General features: G+C 36.5%; 17 protein-coding genes. 3 read left to right on the top strand and 14 right to left on the bottom strand.

Annotation, left to right across the window (positions count from 1 at the left end):
- Window positions 1–261: 261 nt before the first annotated feature.
- The 5 genes from IGJ14_RS05460 to IGJ14_RS05440 form a co-directional block, all read right to left on the bottom strand.
- Window positions 262–1,734 (bottom strand): helix-turn-helix domain-containing protein, encoded by a 1,473-nt coding sequence (locus tag IGJ14_RS05460; protein WP_065096555.1) that lies wholly within the window; start codon window positions 1,732–1,734, stop codon window positions 262–264.
- Between the two features lie 331 nt (window positions 1,735–2,065).
- Window positions 2,066–3,550 carry a helix-turn-helix domain-containing protein gene (locus tag IGJ14_RS05455; protein ID WP_019723587.1) on the bottom strand — a complete coding sequence of 495 codons (1,485 nt, stop codon included), beginning with the start codon at window positions 3,548–3,550 and terminating at the stop codon, window positions 2,066–2,068.
- Between the two features lie 410 nt (window positions 3,551–3,960).
- Window positions 3,961–4,908, bottom strand: a complete 948-nt coding sequence (locus IGJ14_RS05450; RefSeq protein ID WP_019723586.1) for an ABC transporter ATP-binding protein — start codon at window positions 4,906–4,908, stop codon at window positions 3,961–3,963.
- Window positions 4,905–6,443: an ABC transporter permease/substrate-binding protein gene (locus IGJ14_RS05445; protein WP_019723585.1), complete on the bottom strand. Its 1,539-nt coding sequence runs from the start codon at window positions 6,441–6,443 to the stop codon at window positions 4,905–4,907. Before IGJ14_RS05445 ends, IGJ14_RS05450 begins: the two co-directional genes overlap by 4 nt.
- A gap of 130 nt (window positions 6,444–6,573) precedes the next feature.
- Window positions 6,574–6,789 (bottom strand): hypothetical protein, encoded by a 216-nt coding sequence (locus tag IGJ14_RS05440; RefSeq protein WP_010735720.1) that lies wholly within the window; start codon window positions 6,787–6,789, stop codon window positions 6,574–6,576.
- A gap of 510 nt (window positions 6,790–7,299) precedes the next feature.
- Here IGJ14_RS05440 and IGJ14_RS05435 point away from each other — a divergent pair.
- Window positions 7,300–7,965 carry a YitT family protein gene (locus tag IGJ14_RS05435; RefSeq protein ID WP_010735721.1) on the top strand — a complete coding sequence of 222 codons (666 nt, stop codon included), beginning with the start codon at window positions 7,300–7,302 and terminating at the stop codon, window positions 7,963–7,965.
- Window positions 7,966–8,098: 133 nt separating this feature from the next.
- Here IGJ14_RS05435 and IGJ14_RS05430 read toward each other — a convergent pair whose 3' ends face one another.
- From IGJ14_RS05430 to IGJ14_RS05410, 5 genes are all read right to left on the bottom strand, one after another.
- Window positions 8,099–9,148: a zinc-binding alcohol dehydrogenase family protein gene (locus IGJ14_RS05430; RefSeq protein ID WP_195339328.1), complete on the bottom strand. Its 1,050-nt coding sequence runs from the start codon at window positions 9,146–9,148 to the stop codon at window positions 8,099–8,101.
- A 151-nt stretch (window positions 9,149–9,299) separates the two neighbouring features.
- Window positions 9,300–9,992: a hypothetical protein gene (locus IGJ14_RS05425; RefSeq protein WP_019724129.1), complete on the bottom strand. Its 693-nt coding sequence runs from the start codon at window positions 9,990–9,992 to the stop codon at window positions 9,300–9,302.
- Between the two features lie 62 nt (window positions 9,993–10,054).
- The gene (locus IGJ14_RS05420) at window positions 10,055–11,023 is read right to left on the bottom strand and encodes a LacI family DNA-binding transcriptional regulator (protein WP_010735724.1); all 969 of its coding nucleotides are present in this window, start codon (window positions 11,021–11,023) and stop codon (window positions 10,055–10,057) included.
- Window positions 11,024–11,180: 157 nt separating this feature from the next.
- Window positions 11,181–11,942 (bottom strand): alpha/beta fold hydrolase, encoded by a 762-nt coding sequence (locus tag IGJ14_RS05415; protein ID WP_019724128.1) that lies wholly within the window; start codon window positions 11,940–11,942, stop codon window positions 11,181–11,183.
- 8 nt (window positions 11,943–11,950) lie between these two features.
- Entirely contained in the window at window positions 11,951–12,337 is a 387-nt protein-coding gene (locus IGJ14_RS05410) for a hypothetical protein (protein WP_019724127.1), read from the bottom strand.
- A gap of 137 nt (window positions 12,338–12,474) precedes the next feature.
- On the opposite strand from IGJ14_RS05410, the gene IGJ14_RS05405 reads away from it, so the two are divergent.
- Both IGJ14_RS05405 and IGJ14_RS05400 read left to right on the top strand, forming a co-directional pair.
- Window positions 12,475–13,023: a DUF2179 domain-containing protein gene (locus IGJ14_RS05405; RefSeq protein WP_019724126.1), complete on the top strand. Its 549-nt coding sequence runs from the start codon at window positions 12,475–12,477 to the stop codon at window positions 13,021–13,023.
- Window positions 13,024–13,161: 138 nt separating this feature from the next.
- Window positions 13,162–13,773: a hypothetical protein gene (locus tag IGJ14_RS05400; protein WP_019724125.1), complete on the top strand. Its 612-nt coding sequence runs from the start codon at window positions 13,162–13,164 to the stop codon at window positions 13,771–13,773.
- Between the two features lie 163 nt (window positions 13,774–13,936).
- On the opposite strand, the gene IGJ14_RS05395 is transcribed toward IGJ14_RS05400, so the two are convergent.
- The 4 genes from IGJ14_RS05395 to pflB all read right to left on the bottom strand — a co-directional run bounded on the left by IGJ14_RS05395 (window position 13,937) and on the right by pflB (window position 19,088).
- Window positions 13,937–14,788, bottom strand: coding sequence for a DUF1803 domain-containing protein (locus IGJ14_RS05395; protein ID WP_195339327.1), 852 nt, complete (start codon window positions 14,786–14,788; stop codon window positions 13,937–13,939).
- 98 nt (window positions 14,789–14,886) lie between these two features.
- Window positions 14,887–15,813 (bottom strand): manganese-dependent inorganic pyrophosphatase, encoded by a 927-nt coding sequence (locus IGJ14_RS05390; protein ID WP_019724232.1) that lies wholly within the window; start codon window positions 15,811–15,813, stop codon window positions 14,887–14,889.
- Window positions 15,814–15,897: 84 nt separating this feature from the next.
- On the bottom strand, window positions 15,898–16,659 hold the full coding sequence (pflA, locus tag IGJ14_RS05385; RefSeq protein ID WP_019724233.1) for a pyruvate formate-lyase-activating protein: 762 nt from the start codon (window positions 16,657–16,659) through the stop codon (window positions 15,898–15,900).
- A 197-nt stretch (window positions 16,660–16,856) separates the two neighbouring features.
- A complete protein-coding gene (gene pflB / locus IGJ14_RS05380; protein ID WP_066025377.1) occupies window positions 16,857–19,088 on the bottom strand; it encodes a formate C-acetyltransferase in 2,232 nt (743 codons plus the stop codon).
- Window positions 19,089–19,175 lie beyond the last annotated feature (87 nt).

Genomic DNA, 19,175 nt, shown 5'->3' with positions numbered 1-19,175 from the left:
AAAATAAGAATATATAGTTATTTATTTTAGTAACAAATACAAACCAGACTTACAATAATTGACCAATACCCCATATATAACAGTGATAAAATAGCATTATAGAGTCCATATGAAACCAAGAAAAAATAAATAACATATTATTTTAACCAATCAGTTTGAACTTTTCTTAATAATTCCCACCAAAAGAAATAATTGAGCGATATATCGCGGAATCGAATAAACTATCCTGAAACAATTGCCAACTGATTTTTGTATAGTCGATCAAATCTCAGCAAGTTCATCCACTTTGATGTGATAGTACTCGACCAATTTATCAATGATCGCTTCATCTAAATAGTTAGAAATACCAAGAGTAGGCACTTCAAAATAGTCATTGGAATAGATATCTGTCAGAAGACAATCAAACTTTTTTAAATAATCATTTTGTATTTTTGTCGCAGGGTTGAGAATCTCTATATTGATATTGTGTCGAAAATAAAATTTGATTTCCTCTTTGAGCATACGCATATGATCATAAGAACTATCTAATAATAGTGCGACATGGAGTTTTATCTTTTGCTTCCGTACTTGTACCCATAGATCTGACCAGGAAGTCAACAACTTGAAGACGGATTGATGGATCATTTCATCTAGATAGCTATGAAATGCAGATCCTAATGTCTGATAAATCTCAAAAAATCGGTCTTCAAGATCTTTCACTAGTGTGGGACTATCTCTTTTTACGTTTTGAAAAAATTCTTGTTTCTTATTATGTAAAATATAGGTGGGTCTTACCATATTCATAGTTGTCCAATAAATATCATGAATCAATTGATCACGATTCTCACAAACTATACCGAACTTATTCTCTAAATATTCAATTACTTGATTTAGTTTATTTTTTTGATTTACTGCATCAACTTGGACATTTAAATATTGTAATCGTAAAGTCGGATGAATCGGTTGATAAAACTCATAGAAAAGTTGTTGGAGGTTTTCTTCTCTTAAACTGACGGCAAAATTTTCATTGATACGTCCTAAAAGTTCTGTTTCATTTGCGAAATGTTGGAAAATGAACGGTACATTCCTTGAGATCAACTGATAATCTTGCTTCAAACGAACAAAACAAATAAATAAATGAAATTTCATATTTCCTAAAAATAAATGATTGTCATTATTGACTAATGCCCAGATCGTATTCTCTTTTACAAATACTTCGATGATATCCGTGATCAGAGAGATATCATCGCCTTTCATTAAATTCTCAGGTAAATTATATTTTTCTGCAAAAAAAGCAGAAAAAAAATCTCTAATATTCCCTTCATTACCTACAATATCGAGATGATTATTGATTTTAAATTCATATTTACTGATGACTTGATTGATTCGATTAATAATACGTGATACTTGTGTTTCAGATATGTATAAACTATCACTTAGATCGTCTTTTGAACTTACTCTTCTAAAAAATAGTGTCTCAAGTAAGGTATATTCCAAACTTTTACTCAAAATTTTTGAATAGATGAATGCTTTGGGTGTTTTCAGATTTTTCTTTAGCAATACTCCTGATCTAAAGGAGGTTTCAATTGTCAGCGGTGCAATCATCTCATTGATTTGTGAAAGATCATTTCGAGTTGTTTTTTCTGAGCTTTCGATCATTTCGGCTAATTCAGCTGTCGTCATCCACTGAGTATCCCATAATATTTCCAAAATCTTCAACTGACGTTTCAAACGTCCATCTAAGATTTCTCTCATTTCGTTTCCACCTCTCCAAACAAAAAATATTGAACGTCTACATTATTTTTAACATAGTGATTTATCTAAAAATAATCTCAATCTACCGACTGCTTGGTAAAATAACGTTAGAACTTATAGGTAAATGTATTGAAAATGTCAATAATTCTATCATTCAAAAAATTGGTATAGTTTAAAAAAATTAAGGTGCTCTCATTTTTTCAGTGATCATTCGATTGATAACCATTTCCAAAACAGATATTTATCAATGATTTTTTGCATTTTTATTAATTAAGAACAAGAAAAGATATGCCAGTATAGGCATATCTAATAAATTGGATTATTAAACAGATTACATCACAAGTTCTTTTCTAAATAACTTGATACTTTCTTTTCTATTTATAATAAAAGTATGTAATTTGTGAATGAACTCATTATCGAAATAATGTGGGATGCCAATCACCCTCGGTTGTTCGATGGACCCTCGGATTGTACAAACATCTGTCAACACACAGTCATATTTTTCTAATTTTACTTGGCTGAACAGATCAAATGGTGACAAGATATCAACGGAGTACGTACTTCTGAAATGCATTTCGATTTCTTCCTTCAACATACGCAAATGACCAATGGGAACATCCAAGATCAATGCAGCCTTGATCTGATGGGTCTTTTTCATCTCGATCCTAAAATCAGACCACTGTGTAACCAAACTATAGATCGATTGATACACCATATTTTTCTTATCAAACGGTTTAAGTTCAAGTTCTTCATATATTTCTGCAAAACACTCTCTTAATTCAAACATGATTGTTTGATTTTCACCCATTAATTCTAAAACAAATTCTTCAATCACATTGTTCAATATGAAAGTCGGTCCAGTGATTCGATAACTACTCCATAAAATGTCTGCAATCAATGTATCACTATGGGAACACTCGATATTAAATCGTTGAGATAAATCTTTGATCAGTCGTTCAATTTTACTATGTAAGGATGATTGAAACATACCAAACTGTTGGCAAGCTCCGGTCACTTTAAAAGGTTCGCAATAGTTGGCAAATAAATTGTATAATATGTCTTCATTCAGTTCAATTTCAAAAGATTCTTTACATCTACGTTTTAATTCTTCGTCATTCAAAATGGTTTTGTAGTTAAAAACAGTTGCTTTTTTTTCTATAAAAGCGCCTTGCTTGCATCGATATAGCGCAGCTAGTACTTTTAAATGTATTTTATTTAATAAAAAATGATGTTGGTCATTCGCTTCAATGATCGTTATGTTTTCCTCATAAAAACATTGGATCAATCGATCGATCAGGTCAAACTCTTCTTTTAAAAGAAGCGTTTCCGCAGAAAGATATTTTTCATACATCAAACTAGCAAATAATTTACGAATATTTATCTCTGAACCTTCAATCGTCAATTCATGACTGATCTGTATTGAAAATTTTTCTAAAACTGAATTTAGCTTGGCCAACAAGCGGTTCAACTGTGTCTCTGAGATAAACAAGCAATCACATAACTCACCTTTAGAAAGCTTTGGATTGATAAAAATTTCTTCGATGATCTGACATTCGATGCAGTTTTGCAAAAACAAAGAATAAAGATGTGTTTTTGAGACCCCAAGTGTTTTATCCAAGAAAACCCCGTGTTTAAAAGATGTTTCAATTTTAAGCGGTTTGATTATTTCATTTAAATGTTTGATATCCGTTCGTATCGTCTTTTCGACTCCCCCGATGACTTGGACAATTTTCGATACGGTCAACCATTCATTCTCCCATAGCAATTCTAATAATGCTAATTGCCTTGTACTTTGTTTATTTAATATTCCTTTCATTTTACTCCCCCAAATCTAATAAAAAAGCACAGTAATAAACAAAAAAATAACACCCCGTCTGTGATTTTTCCATTTTTTTCTTATATGATTATTCAATTTTCATTTAGATTTATCATTGAAATAAGATTTCAACAAAAATATATGTACTATTACTTAATCATAATTTTAAAATATAAATCGTCTTATGTCTATAAGAAAAATGAAGATAACATGAGATATTTTTAATTTACAGTTAAATAATATTTGTAATAATAAATGATCGAATAAAAGCATCCGAAAATCAACGCCTTTATTCAATCATTTCTTTATTTGTTATTCTAATATTTTTTTAAATAACTTTTATTGAACCACTACTTCTTTGTGTCTAGTTATCTAAATAAGTCAGGGTTCACCTGTCTAAAACATCCAAATCAACTCTGTTTCCCACTTAGAAATGCAAAGACATGTTCTCTGGAGATCGATCCAATCGGAATTTCTTGTTTATAGATGTTGACTGTTTCGACTGCTTCTAGTTGAGCAAATAATTGTTTTAGTGGTGTATCAAGCTGAACCACTCTTCGTTGTTCAGTGATCTCTTTCTCAAAAAAGCCAGCAAGTACAAGTTGTTCAACTGTCTGATCTTTTTCTTGGATCGATTCCTCGAAGAAACTACGTACAAAGTCATTCTTAGGATGCATCAATAATTGTTCTGGTGTATCACATTGGATCAATGCCCCTTCTTTCATCACAGCGATGCGATCCCCTAGTTTAATTGCTTCCTCCATATTATGGGTAACAAAAACAATCGTCGTACCTAATTCTTTATGAAGTGATAAAACAAGCTCCTGCAAGGAAGTTCTTGATAGAGGGTCCAACGCACTGAAAGGCTCATCCATCAAGATCACTTCAGGATTGGCTGCTAACGCCCGAATGATCCCTACACGCTGTTGTTCTCCTCCAGACAATTCTTGTGGCATTCGATCACGATAGATATCAGGATCTAAACCAACTTTTGCCAGTAACTGATCCGAAGTCTCGGATCGTTTCTGTTTTTCCCAGCCTAACATTTCAGGGATCACTTCGATATTCTGTTTGACAGTCATCGTTGGAAATAATGCAATCTGTTGCAAGACATATCCCATTTGCCAACGCATTTTTTGCAAGTTATAGTCCTTTAATGATTTACCTTTGAAATATACCTCACCGACACTTGGTAAAGAGAGTCCATTGATCATTTTTAGTGAAGTTGTCTTTCCACTTCCCGAAGGACCTACCAATACAAAGATCTCTCCCTCATTGATCGAAAGGTCTAATTGTCTAATTGCATACTTGTCATTAAAGGTTTTTTGGACGTTTTTAAATTCAATCAGTTCGGTCAATTGTTACCCTCCTTCACTAAACCTTGGTCAACCAAAAATTGTCGTGCCACTTCAGCTGGTTGTTTTTTCTCGACATTTACTTGGTAATTCATCGTTTGCATCTGTTCTTCCGTTATTTTGCCGCTAAGTTTCTCTAAAGCTGCCACGACTTCTGGATGATCATTGGCAAAATCTTCATTCATCAATGGTGCGCCTTGGTAGGTAGGGAACAAGCCTCGGTCATCTTCTAGGACGACTAAATCGTATTGTTTCAGTTCACTGTCGGTAGAATAGGCATCAACTACATTGACATCACCATTATTTATTGCTTGGTAACGCAAACTAGGTTCCATGCTTTGGACACTCGGAAAATCTAACTGATAAAGTTCCTGTATCCCCTTGTACCCATCCGCACGGTCGATAAATTCTAACGTGAACCCTGCCTTCATTTGATTCTCGATTTTAGCTAAATCAGAAATTGATTTTAATTGGTGCTCATCCGCAAAGTCACGTTTAACAGCAAGAGCATATGTGTTTTGATAAGCCATCGGACTTAAAAGTGTCATTGAGAACTGTTCATTTAACAGTCTATTGGCCTCGTGATACGTTTCTTCTTTTGTTAATTTTTGGTCCTTGATTGATTCTGGAACTGTAACCAAACTCTCTAATACTGTTCCAGTAAACTCAGGATAAATATCAATTTGTTTGTTTTCTAAAGCGCTGAATAGAAAACTGGTTTTACCGAAATTCGGTTTTAATTCGACTTCCGCCTCGGTTTCTTCTTCAATCAATCCTTTGTACATCTGGATCAATATATCTGGTTCTGCACCAAGCTTACCGGCAATCGTGATTTTCTCTTGTTTCAAGAAACCAGTTTGATAAATGGAAGCACCTGCGACTAAAGTCAAAATCAAGCCTAAAGTGATCATCGTATAACGAGGTTTCAAGTGTTGTAATAGACGGATCAAGCTACTGAAAACAATAGCTAACAAGGCGGAGCTGATTGCGCCGATCAAAGTTAAAACAGGTGTATTCCGATCGATCCCTAGTAAGATAAATGTTCCTAGCCCGCCAGCACCGATCAAGGCTGCTAATGTTGCTGTACCAATGATCAATACTAACGCAGTACGGATACCTGAGATAATGACAGGCAGCGCGATGGGTAATTCTACTTTGATCAATCTTCGAAAACGAGACATCCCAAAAGCAACTGCTGCTTCTTCGATTGATGGATCGATTTCTGCTAATCCTATATAAGTGCTTTGAAATATCGGTAATAAGGCGTATAAGATCAAGGCGATCAACGCCGGTAAAGTGCCGATCCCTACAAATGGAATCAATAATCCTAAAAGTGCAAGTGAGGGAATAGTTTGCAGCACACTCGTTACTTGTAACAAAAATTCTGCCATTCTTTTATGGTTGACTGCCCAAATAGCAAGTGGGATCGCAATCACTGCGGCAATCAATAATGCAATCAATGAAATAGATAAGTGCTGAAATGTTGCTGCGAATAACTCTTCTTTTCTCTCACTGAGCGTTTCGATAAACGTATTCATATGACCTTCCTTTCTGTTCTCCTTTAAGTATAAACATAGCGAAGTAAATCCCCAACTAAGTTGTTTTAAAAAAAAACTTGCAATCGACTAGATGGTGAGAAGTGATTGCAAGTTTTGTTTTTGTATTTAGTTATTTTGAATCGTACGTAGCTCTATGTTGATAGAAGGTTTCTTCATACCTGCGTTTTCGTTCATTTTGTCGATACTTTTTTTCATCCCACATCACAAACCATAATACAAACGAAGGTAAAAAAATCAATAATGCTGTTTGTAACCCATAATTACCTATAATAATTCCAAAAAATAAAATCAACAACATCGCACCAAAACGTCTCATTGATTGCATCTCTGATCACCTCTATTATTTTATACCGAACGATTGTTCGCTCTTTTATTATACGAACAATTGTTCTCGTTGTAAAGGAGAAGTTGGAATTTTGAACAAAAAAAAACAGCCAGTAACTTTTAAAATCTCGTGGGGGAGATACTTGTTTACTGGCTTGTTCAATAATTATTATACTTTAAGTTGTGTGTCAGTGACCAAAAAAGTAAAAATCGGTTGTTTTAACATCATAATCGTTAAATTTAATAAAATAATTTATGTTTTTTTATATTTAAATACATTTTTTTATTTATCACACTATTTTATTCACTATTTTTTTATCCCTAAATTATGCAATACATATTTTTACATAGAATCATTTTTGATTTAAAAGATTGTTTTACAAGGAATGATTGACCAAAATTAAATACACTTCATTATGTATATTTTTTTCTATTTACCTATTGAATTTATAGAGCCATTCAGTGTAATATAAAGATTGCTGAAAATTTTCAAAAAGAAAAGAGGTTAGAGATGAAACAAGTAAAATTTTTATTAGACTTATGTGGAATTATTTTTGGGGCTGCTCTTTATGGATTAGCGGTAACCGGAATCAATCTCCCTTCAAAATTAGCTGACGGTGGTGTCACAGGAATTGCTCTTTTACTTAATCATTTATTTGGCTTTGCGCCTTCCATCACCTCACTGATTATAAATTTACCTTTATTGCTGATTTCCTTGTTTATTTTTGGAAAACATGCATTTATTCGAACGATCGTCGGAACATTTTCTCTGGTCTTCTTCTTGCATGTATGGGAAAATTTAAATGTCCACTTTGCTGTTGGAAATCTTTTAGTGAATAGTCTAATGACTGGCATTCTTTCGGGAATCGGTTGTGGCTTAGTTTTTCGTTTTGGGGGCAGCACTGGCGGCACCGATATCGTTTATCAAGCAATTGAAAAATATTATCATGTGAATATCGGGAAAAGTCTATTTGTTATCACGTTTGGGATTTTAGTTGTGTCTTTGTTGTATTTGGATTTTACGCATTTTGCCTATACTCTTTTGAGTTGCTCAATTTTATCTTATACATTGAATAAAGTGAAGTACTTCCGCTTCGCTAATCCTTTCAAAAAAATCACAGCTCCATCCCCAACAGTCAATCAATTAGAACCTGTGGAAGATTCATATATAGATTGAACTCTTACCATAAAAAGCAACTGAGGTCGGAACAGAAGTGTTTATTTCTCGCCGTTTATCTGGTTTTAGATAGTGCGAGAGAAACCATGTTCCAGCCACAGTTGCTTTTTTATAGTCATTCTTACTACTTGTCTTATCGAGCCATTTTTCCACCGGTGGATTTGAACCCACCTGACAAAACGACTTTGCCTTGCTGGCTACCTTCCTTCACCAACTTCATCGCTTGTTCAAGGGAAGCTCGGGTGATACCATCTGAGTAAACAGTTGTTACGTGGCTATGAAGTTTATTTTCTTCAAATAACTTTGTCAATGTCTCTAGGATTGTGCCTTGTGTTGCGATTTCTTTATTATGATCGGTTTTCGTGAAAACATACTCCCAATGGAAGCTGATTGAATCATTTTTATATTCATTCCAATCGATTTTCGCTTGTGTATTGACGATCATTCCGATATGCCCTAAAGGTTGAATGATATTTTTTATTTCTGGTAGATAGGCTTCAATATCATACAACACTGCGATATAGTCAACACCATCGCTCCCAGCTAATTTTAATTGGTCATAGATAGAATGATGGTAATCGATCGGAACATCTACGCCATTTTTTTCAAGCCATCCAAAATTTTGCGGACTAGCAGTTGCATACACTTTCATACCCGTCCACTTCGCTAGTTGCGTCATGATCGAACCAACGCCACCTCCTCCATTGATCACCAAAAGCTCTTTCCCTTCATTTGCTTTTTCTTGAGGAACTAACTGAAATTTTTCAAATAGCAATTCATAGGCAGTGAGTGCAGTCAATGGAATCCCTGCAGCAGCTTCGTCGCTAAGATTCTTAGGAGCTTTTGCAGCGATCCGTGCATCAACGATTTGATACTCTTGTTGACTCCCTTCGCGTTGAGTCGTTCCTGCATAATAGACACGGTCATTCAGCTCAACCCCTTTTACAGCCGCGCCCATTTCCCGTACATAACCCACACTATCATAGCCGAGCACAGTGAATGTTTCTTCTTTGACGATTTCTCTTCGCTTCGTATCTATAGGATTGATTGAAAGTGCTACAACTTCGATCAATAAGTCGTGTTCGCCAGGTTTTGGTACCATCGTATCTTCTTCAATCAATTGCGGATAAGGGGTCTCATAAGTAAAACCAAACCTTTTCATTGATGAGGGTCTATTTATCATTTTTCTGTTCCTTTCTACTGCAATAATATAGTCGGTCAAAAAAAAGCTGTTCCGCTCCAACACCCAGACATTTTTTCACAAGTCCTGCTTGTTTCTTATGTGTCTGAATGTTTGAAGGAACAACTTTTTCTCATACTTGAGCAGTCACTACTTATTGGAAATAACCATTGCCTTTCAAGGAATTACCTTGGTCATTGATCAGGCCTTCCAACGAACGATCTAATACTCCATGAGTTTTCTTACTTGAACTTTTCTCTTGGTTCATTGTTACACCTTGTTTTCCATCATAGGGTGTATTTTCTGTTTCAAATAAAAGATACGCATTCTTTTCTTTTTTGATCGAAGCGAGCAATTCTTCTTCAGAGATTTTATTTTTCTTCGGATCAGGAATGATCGAAGCGGGTACGTACTTAGGTACAAAATAAGAACGTTCTCTTCCCGAACGATTGAATACACTTCGTGATTGGCTTGTTTTTTCTTGTGTTGATCTTTGCTCTGAAGGGCTGGCATGACGAGTATAGCCAAAATTCGTCTGACTGTTTCGTTTGGTTTGTGTTTTTTTACTCTGCCTATAGTCTGGCAAATTTTGTTTATGTTTTGCTAGATTTGCTTTTTGTGTTGAAGCATGCCGAACATTGACTGTCGAATGAGGATTTTTTTCATTTTTTGAATAATCCTCAAAATGAAATTCATTGATTTGCTCGAACAATGGTTTGTCGCTTGTATCGGTCATCAGATCATCTTGTCCGTCAAACAGCACACGCCTATTTTCATTTTTTAACTTTACACCTATGTGATCATCGTATGCAGGAAAGCGAAAATGTTTTCGTTTGATTTCTGTCATGTAAACCATCCTTTTTCAGTGGACTTTCTCTTATAATAGCACAAATCGTCTATTTTCTATAGCTAAGCGTTAGTCTTATTTAACTTTCTTGTCGTTTCACGAATGATCAATTCTGGGAAAAAGTGACGGTATCCTTGACTTGCTCCTTTTTCAGTAATTTTCTTTAATAACATTTCGCCGCACACTTCCCCCATACGAATGATGTCTTGTTTAACGGTAGTCAGTTTTGGGGAACTGATTTGATCAAGAAATACGCCATCAAAACCAATAACGCCAAATTGATCGGGTAACTGTCCGCCAACTTGTGTGATGCCACGAACGATACCAAGCGCTAAACGATCAGAACTGCAAACAAAACACGTTTTATCTGAAAATTCGTCCCAATGTTCTGTGATATATTTTTCTGGTGTGGTGGAGTGATTATCAAAACGCAGCATTTTCGGAGTTAGCCCAGCCTCTTCCATCACTTTTAGATAGCCCGCTTCTCTAGATAGTTCAAAAGGTTCTGCTTCATCAATGCCGATATAAACAACCGTTTGATAACCAACTTCTAAGGCATATTGTGTCGCTTTGGCGGTTCCATATTGATTATCGCTATCAACATAATCATAGCCCATACGATTTTCACCAAATAGCACGACTGGCTTTTCTAGACGATTGATCCAATCAAAATCTCTTTGACGCACGCCAGTGATGATATAACCATCGCAGGAGCCAACGTCAAAAGCATCGTTGGTCACTAATTGCAAGGAATAGTGCTCTTTACCAATCCTTTTAGCAATCCCCATGAGTAGATTCATATAATAGGGCTCCGTGGTATCGATTTCCTCAAGAATAAACAACTTGATGATCTGTGAACGGTTCGAAACTAACGCTTTTGCTGCAATATTTGGACGATAATCCAATTCAGCCATGGCTGTAAAAACTAGTTCCTTTAGCTCATCAGTGACTTGTTCTGGATGATTGATCACCCGAGAAACCGTCATTTTTGAGACATTTGCTCGTTTAGCTACATCTGCCAATGTTGGCATAAAATCTCCCCTTCCATGCCTAATTCCATAACTATAGTCATTATAGCAAAGATTTGTGCTAAAAAAGAGCAACTCTCAAGTAGTTCTGAAAAAAAAATCTATCAAAGAAAAAAATTTCTCTTTGATAGACGTTTTATTTATTTAGACCTCTTACTTACTATATAGACACAGCCATCATTTGGCTCAAAAAATCCGCTGCTTCATCCATCAATGGGACTTCTACCATGTGACGTTTTTCCGAAGAAGCACGAAAGACGATTCCCTTACCATAAGACTTATCTTGGTTTTTTTCGACAAATTTAGACACTTGTCGAAAAGGAATCTTTTCATCTTTTTCACCATGCCAGAAAAATAAAGGACGACCTGCTAATTTTTCTGGGTGTAAAGATAGATCATAATGGTTGACCCAAGAAATCAAATCAAAGTAGTCAACGGGCAACTTGTACTGGAATTCTTGTGCTCTAAGTGAGATTTCTTGACCATATTCAAGTGGTGATGGTGATCCCATCAAACAAATTCCGCCAGTGATTTCTGGGTGTTTGGCTAGCAATGCACAAGTGGTCATTCCACCCATTGACACACCACCCACAGCTAATTTATCTGAAAGAAGTTCACGTTTTTTTAGATGTTCGATCAATGTATCAAACTCGAATAGATTCCCGTAGATACTACTCCAAAAAGTAAAGGAAGGAATTTTTGAAACGGGTTGTTTACGCTCGCCATGATTCATCGCATCTGGAAGCAAAACTCGCATCCCTTTTTTAGCCATTTTTCTACCTTGAGTCAATACAAGCTCCTTGCTTGTCTGCCAACCATGATAGTAGATCACTACTGGGATTTTCTCTGTCTTCAACTCTTTTTGGACAACTTCTAATACGGGTATGTTTTTGATGGTTCGTTTCAAAATAATTGGATTCACTGATTGATTCACCTGATTTTCATTAGATTGGTTGACCGTAAAGACAACCATAAACTTAGCATGACTTGTACAAGGCATAGTAGCCCAAATGTAATAGTATAAAAATCCATCCTTTTAACAAAGAATAACATGGCCAATATTCCTATGGTTCCTAATCCTATGGATAAGGCTGGGGAAATCGACATTTTAAAGAAGCTAGCCACACTACCAAAAATATTACCAATAAACACCATTAGAAAAAGAAAAATACTTAATATTACCCCATCAGTTAGTGAGATTGGGAATAACAAGGAATTCGCTTCAATGGGTTGTTGGATCGCATGGGTCCCTAAATACATACTAAGAAAAATACTACATATATGACTGACTCCAATGACCCTGTTCATTCGCTTCATCGCGCTCACCTGACTCTCTTTATAATTCTATTATAATCATTTTATCATTTTTTTAAAGTAATAAACGTTTATTCTTTTCTTTAATCGCATTATTTCTGATATGATGAACATAGACGCTACTGAAAGGAGTTCTTATTATGTTCGATCCAAAAATGTTAGCGATGATCTTTTTCATCAATTTCGCTTACATCACATTAAATACCCTACGCTTTATGTTGACCATGAAAGGCTATCGCTACATTGCTCCATTAGTTAGTATGGTTGAGATCACTATTTATATCGTTGGTTTATCGCTGGTTTTAGACCGCTTAGATAATCCATTGAATTTGTTCGTTTATGCGTTAGGCTATGCTGTTGGTATCAGTGTTGGGATTGCCATTGAGGATAAATTAGCACTAGGATATATCATGGTAACGACGATCCTACCAGCAAATACTTCAGAGGATAAAAATTTGCCGATCATTCTTCGACAAAATGGGTTTGGAGTGACTCAAACGTCAGCAACTGGTTTAGAAGGTGAACGGTTAGTCCTAGAGATTTTATCTCCACGTAAAAGTGAACGTGAGCTTTATCGCTTGATCAAAGAAGTTGAAGAACGCGCTTTTATTATCTCCTACGAACCAAAATATATTTCTGGCGGATTCTGGACAAAGAAAGTGCGCAAACGTCGAAGCAATGTGAAATGAATATTCACAAAACAGACGATGATTCGATGAATTTATTTCATCCGACCATCGTCTATTTATTTGTTTTATTAAAAACCATCGACAATTCCTCATCATTTTGTTATTATATTGTATATCATTAAATTTATGGGAGTACTTATGGAAATACAACAAAAAACAACGACCTATCTACATTGGGGATCTGTTTTTGCCGTTTTGAATGCTTTACTTTTTTTCTTTTATGCTTATTTTAAGACTTCAAGCATCCCATGCAATTCATTTGGCTGGTTATTGCTTGACCATTCCGAGCTGAATCAATCGACTGACAACCCAACCTTCTTGATTCTTTCTACTTTCTGCGGCCTTATCTTCTCGTTATGTTTCGCCGCCTATTTTGCTAAAAAAAAGATGAATACATTTAATGAAGTAAATGTTATTTTCGTGATACTGAAATCACTGAACCTTTTAACAGCTATGCTCTATACGGTTAATCAAGATTCACTTTTTTTCTTCATTATTAACGGTTTAGTTGTGATTTTAACGATATTTACTTTCTTTATTTTTTCATTGATCACCAAGCAATTAAGAATGCCGATGGTCATACAAACCAGCACCTTTTTCTGTTTTTGCTATAGTCTCGTAGCACTATTCATCCTAGCCTTTGCGCCATCGATCAATTCTGCCAATATCCAAATCACTAGTAATATTCTAGATATCTTGTTTATTGGGAATTTGGCTTATATGATGTGGCATTTTCGTCAAGCAGCATGATCCCAATGAGATCTGGACAGGAGTGTTTAGTCTCGAAAAATCAGGCAGCATCCACAAAAATTATTTTCTAATTTTTGTGGATGCTGCCTGATTTTTCGAAGTAGTTCTTTCTGTTCTCACTTTTTCCGGTTTTAGTCGGTGGGGTCCCCAACAATTGTCGAGGTCATATTTTCTTGATATAAGAATAAGATTTTAAATCCAATTGCCGCATGACTTCGACCAACGCTTGTTCTTTAATAAAGGCGGCTCGCATTGGTGTTTCCGTTGAAGGTTCATATTTTTGTAGCAATGCGTCATTCCTATCCTCTGTTACAGGCAAGAGCAATTGATATTGCTCCTGTTGGACGACAACCCCCGCTAATAATAAGGCATCTAAAAAAATCGACTCACGGCGTTTTTTGTATTTGTTTTCACAAATTCGTTCGATAATCACTTCTATTTGGTCAAAAAAATAGGTTTCATTCACATCGCCAATCAACTGCCCTAGAGCCTGAAATTCCTCAGATAGTGGGGTTTGCTGTTTTTGGAGATGGAAATACGTTGGTAAAGAAACCACGTTCTCTCCTTGGTTGAGCGTTACAAAGCGATAGTTCTCATTTCCTGCTTCCAACCGCACAATCGTAGGAACTGAAAAAGTAGTGGCATAAAAATAAGCAGACGTTGTTTCATGGCAGAAATCCCAAATTTCTTCTGATAAGAAGAGATTTCTGCGGTGTTCCGGTTGTTTCATTAATTCATTGATCAATTCTTTAGTCAGTTGATTGATCTCTGTTTGGAAATCTCCTTGGTCATAGACCGGAAAAGCACAGCGGTAACGGCGATTTTCTCGGATGATCAAGCCACTATCGATCATTTGATCAAGAAAGTGTACCATTTTCTTTTGGGGAAATGCTTTCTTTAGTTGGCGTAAAATGACCTCTTGTGAGCCTTGTTCGATCAAATAGTCGATCATTGGTTGGAAGAGCGGATGCTCAATTAGTTTTCGTTCGTTCTCTAAAGAATAAAAATATTGCATATCTGTTTACCTGCTTTCTATGTGACACCTTGAATGAAAAAAGCGGGAGGTCCCAGTCAACTGGTTACACTCCCACTCCCTTCTTCCAATCTCATTGCCTAATTGAAAACTTCTGTTAATTGAGGTACCACTTGTTTTTTACGTGAAACGACCCCTTGTAAAAATGCGCGATTGTTTTCTAACTTCACGCCAAAAGCTTGTTCAACTTGTTCTTTTCTTTCGCCAGCAATCAATAATTCTGAGTTACTGTTCAAGATGTCTGTTACAACAAGAACAAAAAGATCATACCCATTCGTCGCGATCTCTGTTTGCATAGCAGTTTCAAGTTCAGCTTGACGATCCATTACTTCATTTAGATCAACTGTATTGACTTGAGCGATACGAACACTTGCTTCACCCATAGGGAAACTTTTCGCATCTAGATCAAGTAATACTTCTGCTGGTTTATCACTTAGATTTGTACCTGCTTTCAACATGTCTAAACCATACGCTTCTAAGTCTACACCAGAGATTTCAACTAGCTCTTTTGCAGCCAATTGATCTGCTTCTGTTGAAGTTGGTGATTTGAACAACAATGTATCTGAAATGATTGCTGATAACATGATTCCAGCGATTTCTTTCGGAATCTCAATTTGATTTTCTTTAAATAATTTTAGAATGATCGTACTTGTACAACCCACTGGTTCAGCACGATAATACAATGGATTCGCTGTTTCAAAGTTGGCGATACGATGATGGTCAACTACTGCTAGAATCGTAGCTTCCGCAATATCTACCACGCTTTGTTGGAATTCATTATGATCGACAAGCATGACATCTGCTTGTTCCTCTTTGATCGATGTGATCACTCGAGGCGCCTCTAATTTGAAGTAATCTAGTGCAAATTGTGTTTCTTCACTTGGCGTGCCTAAAGCGACAGGCTCAGCGTTTACTCCTAATTGATTTTGCAAATATGAAAATGCAATCGCTGCTCCAATTGCATCTGTATCAGGATTTTGATGACCAAAAACTAAAACTTTTGACATTTGACTCGCTCCTTTTTGTTTTCTCCTATTCAATAATAGCAAAAAAACGGAAAGAAGCAATACTTATCTTCCTTCCGTTCGCGTCTATCTAGTTAAATACTTTGTATAATCTTCGATATGAAGAAGACGTTTTGCATTTTCTACTCGTTCTTTTGTCGGTGGTTCGATTCCTTCTAATGGATACGTCAAACCAAGCGTTTCCCATTTGTATTTACCCATTGTATGATAAGGAAGGATTTCCACACGATCGACATTTTCAAGTGTTTTGATGAATGCATCAAGGCGGATCAAATACTCATCATAATCACTACGTTCTGGGACTAACACATGACGAATCCAGACAGGTTTCTTGATATCTGAAAGATACTGAGCCATTTCTAAAATATTTTCATTGCCCCAATGAGTTAATTTTTTATGTGCTTCGTTATCGATGTGTTTGATATCGAATAACAGTAAGTCCGTATAGTTCATCAACTCTTCAAAACGAGAAAAGAAAGGCTCATCATGGCTAAATGGTTTTCCACATGTGTCGATTGTTGTATGAATGCCACGTTCTTTCGCCTTTTGGAATAATTCGATCAGGAAATCGATCTGCAATAAAGGTTCACCACCACTGATCGTGATCCCTCCTTGTTTCCCCCAATAAGAACGGTAACGTTCTGCTTGGTCTAAAATTGCATCTGCGGTATATTCTTTTCCTCCACCAATATTCCAGGTGTCGGGGTTATGACAAAATTCACAACGCATGCGACAACCTTGCATGAAGACGACAAAGCGAACGCCTGGTCCATCTACAGACCCAAATGTTTCAATCGAATGGACATAGCCTTTTGTTTGTTCTTCCATTTTAATCACTTCTTTTCTTTAGTTTCTTTCGTTATGAGCCACGGACAATGTTGCGACTTCTCAACACGCTGTGAAGAGGAGATCTATCTGTTTGCCTCTAACACGCTATATATCCTTTTTTACATATAGTTGTAAAAAAGGAAGACAAAAGCTCATGCGGAACTTTTGCCTTTCCTTTTTACACTGCATTGATTGTCTTACATTCTGTCGTGTGACGTTCTCATTAATACGTCTAATTGTTGTTCTCTTGTCAAGTCACGGAATTTAACCGCATATCCAGAAACACGGATCGTTAAGTTTGGATATTTCATTGGGTTTTCCATGGCATCACGCAATAAGTCATTACTGAATACGTTCACGTTCAAGTGGTATGCTCCTCTTGAGAAGTAACCATCTAAGACGTTACGTAAGTTGTCGATTCTTGTTTCTTCATCTTTCCCTAAACCAGAAGGGTTGATTGTTTGTGTATTAGAGATACCATCACGAGCGTGTGCATAGTTGAATTTCGCAGTTGAGTTCAAGCTTGCAAGCAACCCATTTTGTTCTGCTTGATAGCTTGGGTTTGCACCAGGTGCTAAAGGTTTACCAGCTTCACGTCCGTCAGGTGTATTCCCTGTATTTTTTCCGTAAACGACATTTGATGTGATCGTTAATAATGAAGTTGTCGGAGTCGAATTACGGTAAGTTTTATGACGTTTGATTTGACCCATGAAGTATTCTAAGATCCATTCAGCGATCTCATCGGCACGGTCATCGTCATTACCATATTTAGGGAAGTCACCAGTTACTTCAAAGTCAACTGTGATCCCTTTGTCATTACGGATTGGTTTAACTTGTGCATATTTGATTGCAGATAAGCTATCTGCCGCATGAGAGATACCTGCGATACCTGTCGCAAATGTACGTTTCAAGTCAGTATCCATGACAGCTAATTGTGCTGCTTCATAAGAATATTTGTCGTGCATATAGTGGATGATGTTTAGCGTATTGACATAAAGCTCAGCTAACCAGTCCATGATGTTCATGAAGTTGTGTTTTACTTCTTCAAAGTCTAATGTGTCGCTTGTGATCGGACGATACTCAGGACCTACTTGTGCGCCTGTCATTTCATCCACACCACCATTGATCGCGTATAACAAAGCCTTAGCTAAGTTTGCGCGAGCACCGAAGAATTGCATATCTTTACCAACAACCGTTCCAGATACACAACACGCAATCGCACAGTCATCTGAACCCCATTGTTCACGAAGCAAGTTATCATTTTCAAATTGGATCGAAGAACTTTCGATCGCAATTTTACTTGCATACGTTCTAAAGCCTTCTGGTAAGTTTTCTGAGTATAAAACAGTCAAGTTTGGTTCTGGTGAAGGTCCCATATTTGTCAATGTGTGCAACATACGGAAATCATTTTTTGTGACTAATGAACGTCCGTCTAAGCCCATACCAGCGATTGATAAGGTTGCCCAGATCGGGAAGCCAGAGAACAATTGGTTGTATTCAGGCGTACGTGCAAATTTCACCATACGTAATTTCATTACTAAATGGTCGATCAATTCTTGTGCTTCTTTTTCAGTGATCACACCGTTGTCTAAATCACGTTGGATATAAATGTCTAAGAATGCAGAGATACGTCCGATCGACATAGCTGCACCATTTTGAGATTTGATTGCTGCTAGATAACCAAAGTATAACCATTGAACGGCTTCTTTTGCGTTTGCAGCTGGTTTTGAAATGTCATACCCATATTTTGCAGCCATTTCTTTCATTTGAGCTAATGCACGATATTGTTCTGAGATTTCTTCACGAAGACGGATGACCTCTTCACTCATCGTATGGTAGCCTGTATTGTCATGGTCTTTTTTCTTTTGAGCCATCAAATAGTCGATTCCGTATAATGCGATACGACGGTAGTCACCGATGATGCGGCCACGTCCGTAAGCGTCAGGAAGTCCAGTGATGATCTTGTTTTTACGTGCAGCACGCATTTCTGCAGTATAAGCATCGAATACACCTTGGTTATGTGTTTTTCTCCAGTCTGTGAAAATGTGTGTTAACTCTTCTTTTGGCTCATAGCCGTTACTTGTTAACGCATGATTCGCCATGTTGATGCCACCAAATGGCATGAATGCTTGTTTCAAAGGAGTTTCAGTTTGCAGACCGACGATTTGTTCTAAATCTTTGTCTAGGTATCCTGCTTCGTGGGAAGTGATTGTTGATACGACATCTGTATCCATGTCATATACACCATTACGTTCAAATTGGATATCATTCAATTTTTGTAATTTTTCCCACAAATTTTCTGTTGCTTCAGTGGGTTTTTCTAAAAAGCTGTCATCACCGCGGTATTCTGTATAGTTGTTTTGGATAAAGTCACGTGTATCCACGCCTTCTTTCCACTTAGTTCCTTTAAATCCATTCCATTGTTCCATCGTATGGACCTCCCGTTTCTGTTTTATGTAACAGTTTTTACGTGATAAGTATAACACATGTTGCCTCCAATGCAAGGGTTTTCTTGT

The organism is Enterococcus sp. DIV1304_2 (assembly GCF_050555445.1).
In the GTDB taxonomy this organism is placed as follows: Bacteria; Bacillota; Bacilli; order Lactobacillales; family Enterococcaceae; genus Enterococcus_B; species Enterococcus_B pernyi.
The sequence above is the reverse complement of the archived record's forward strand: the minus strand, read 5'-3'. Positions and strand labels throughout refer to the sequence as shown.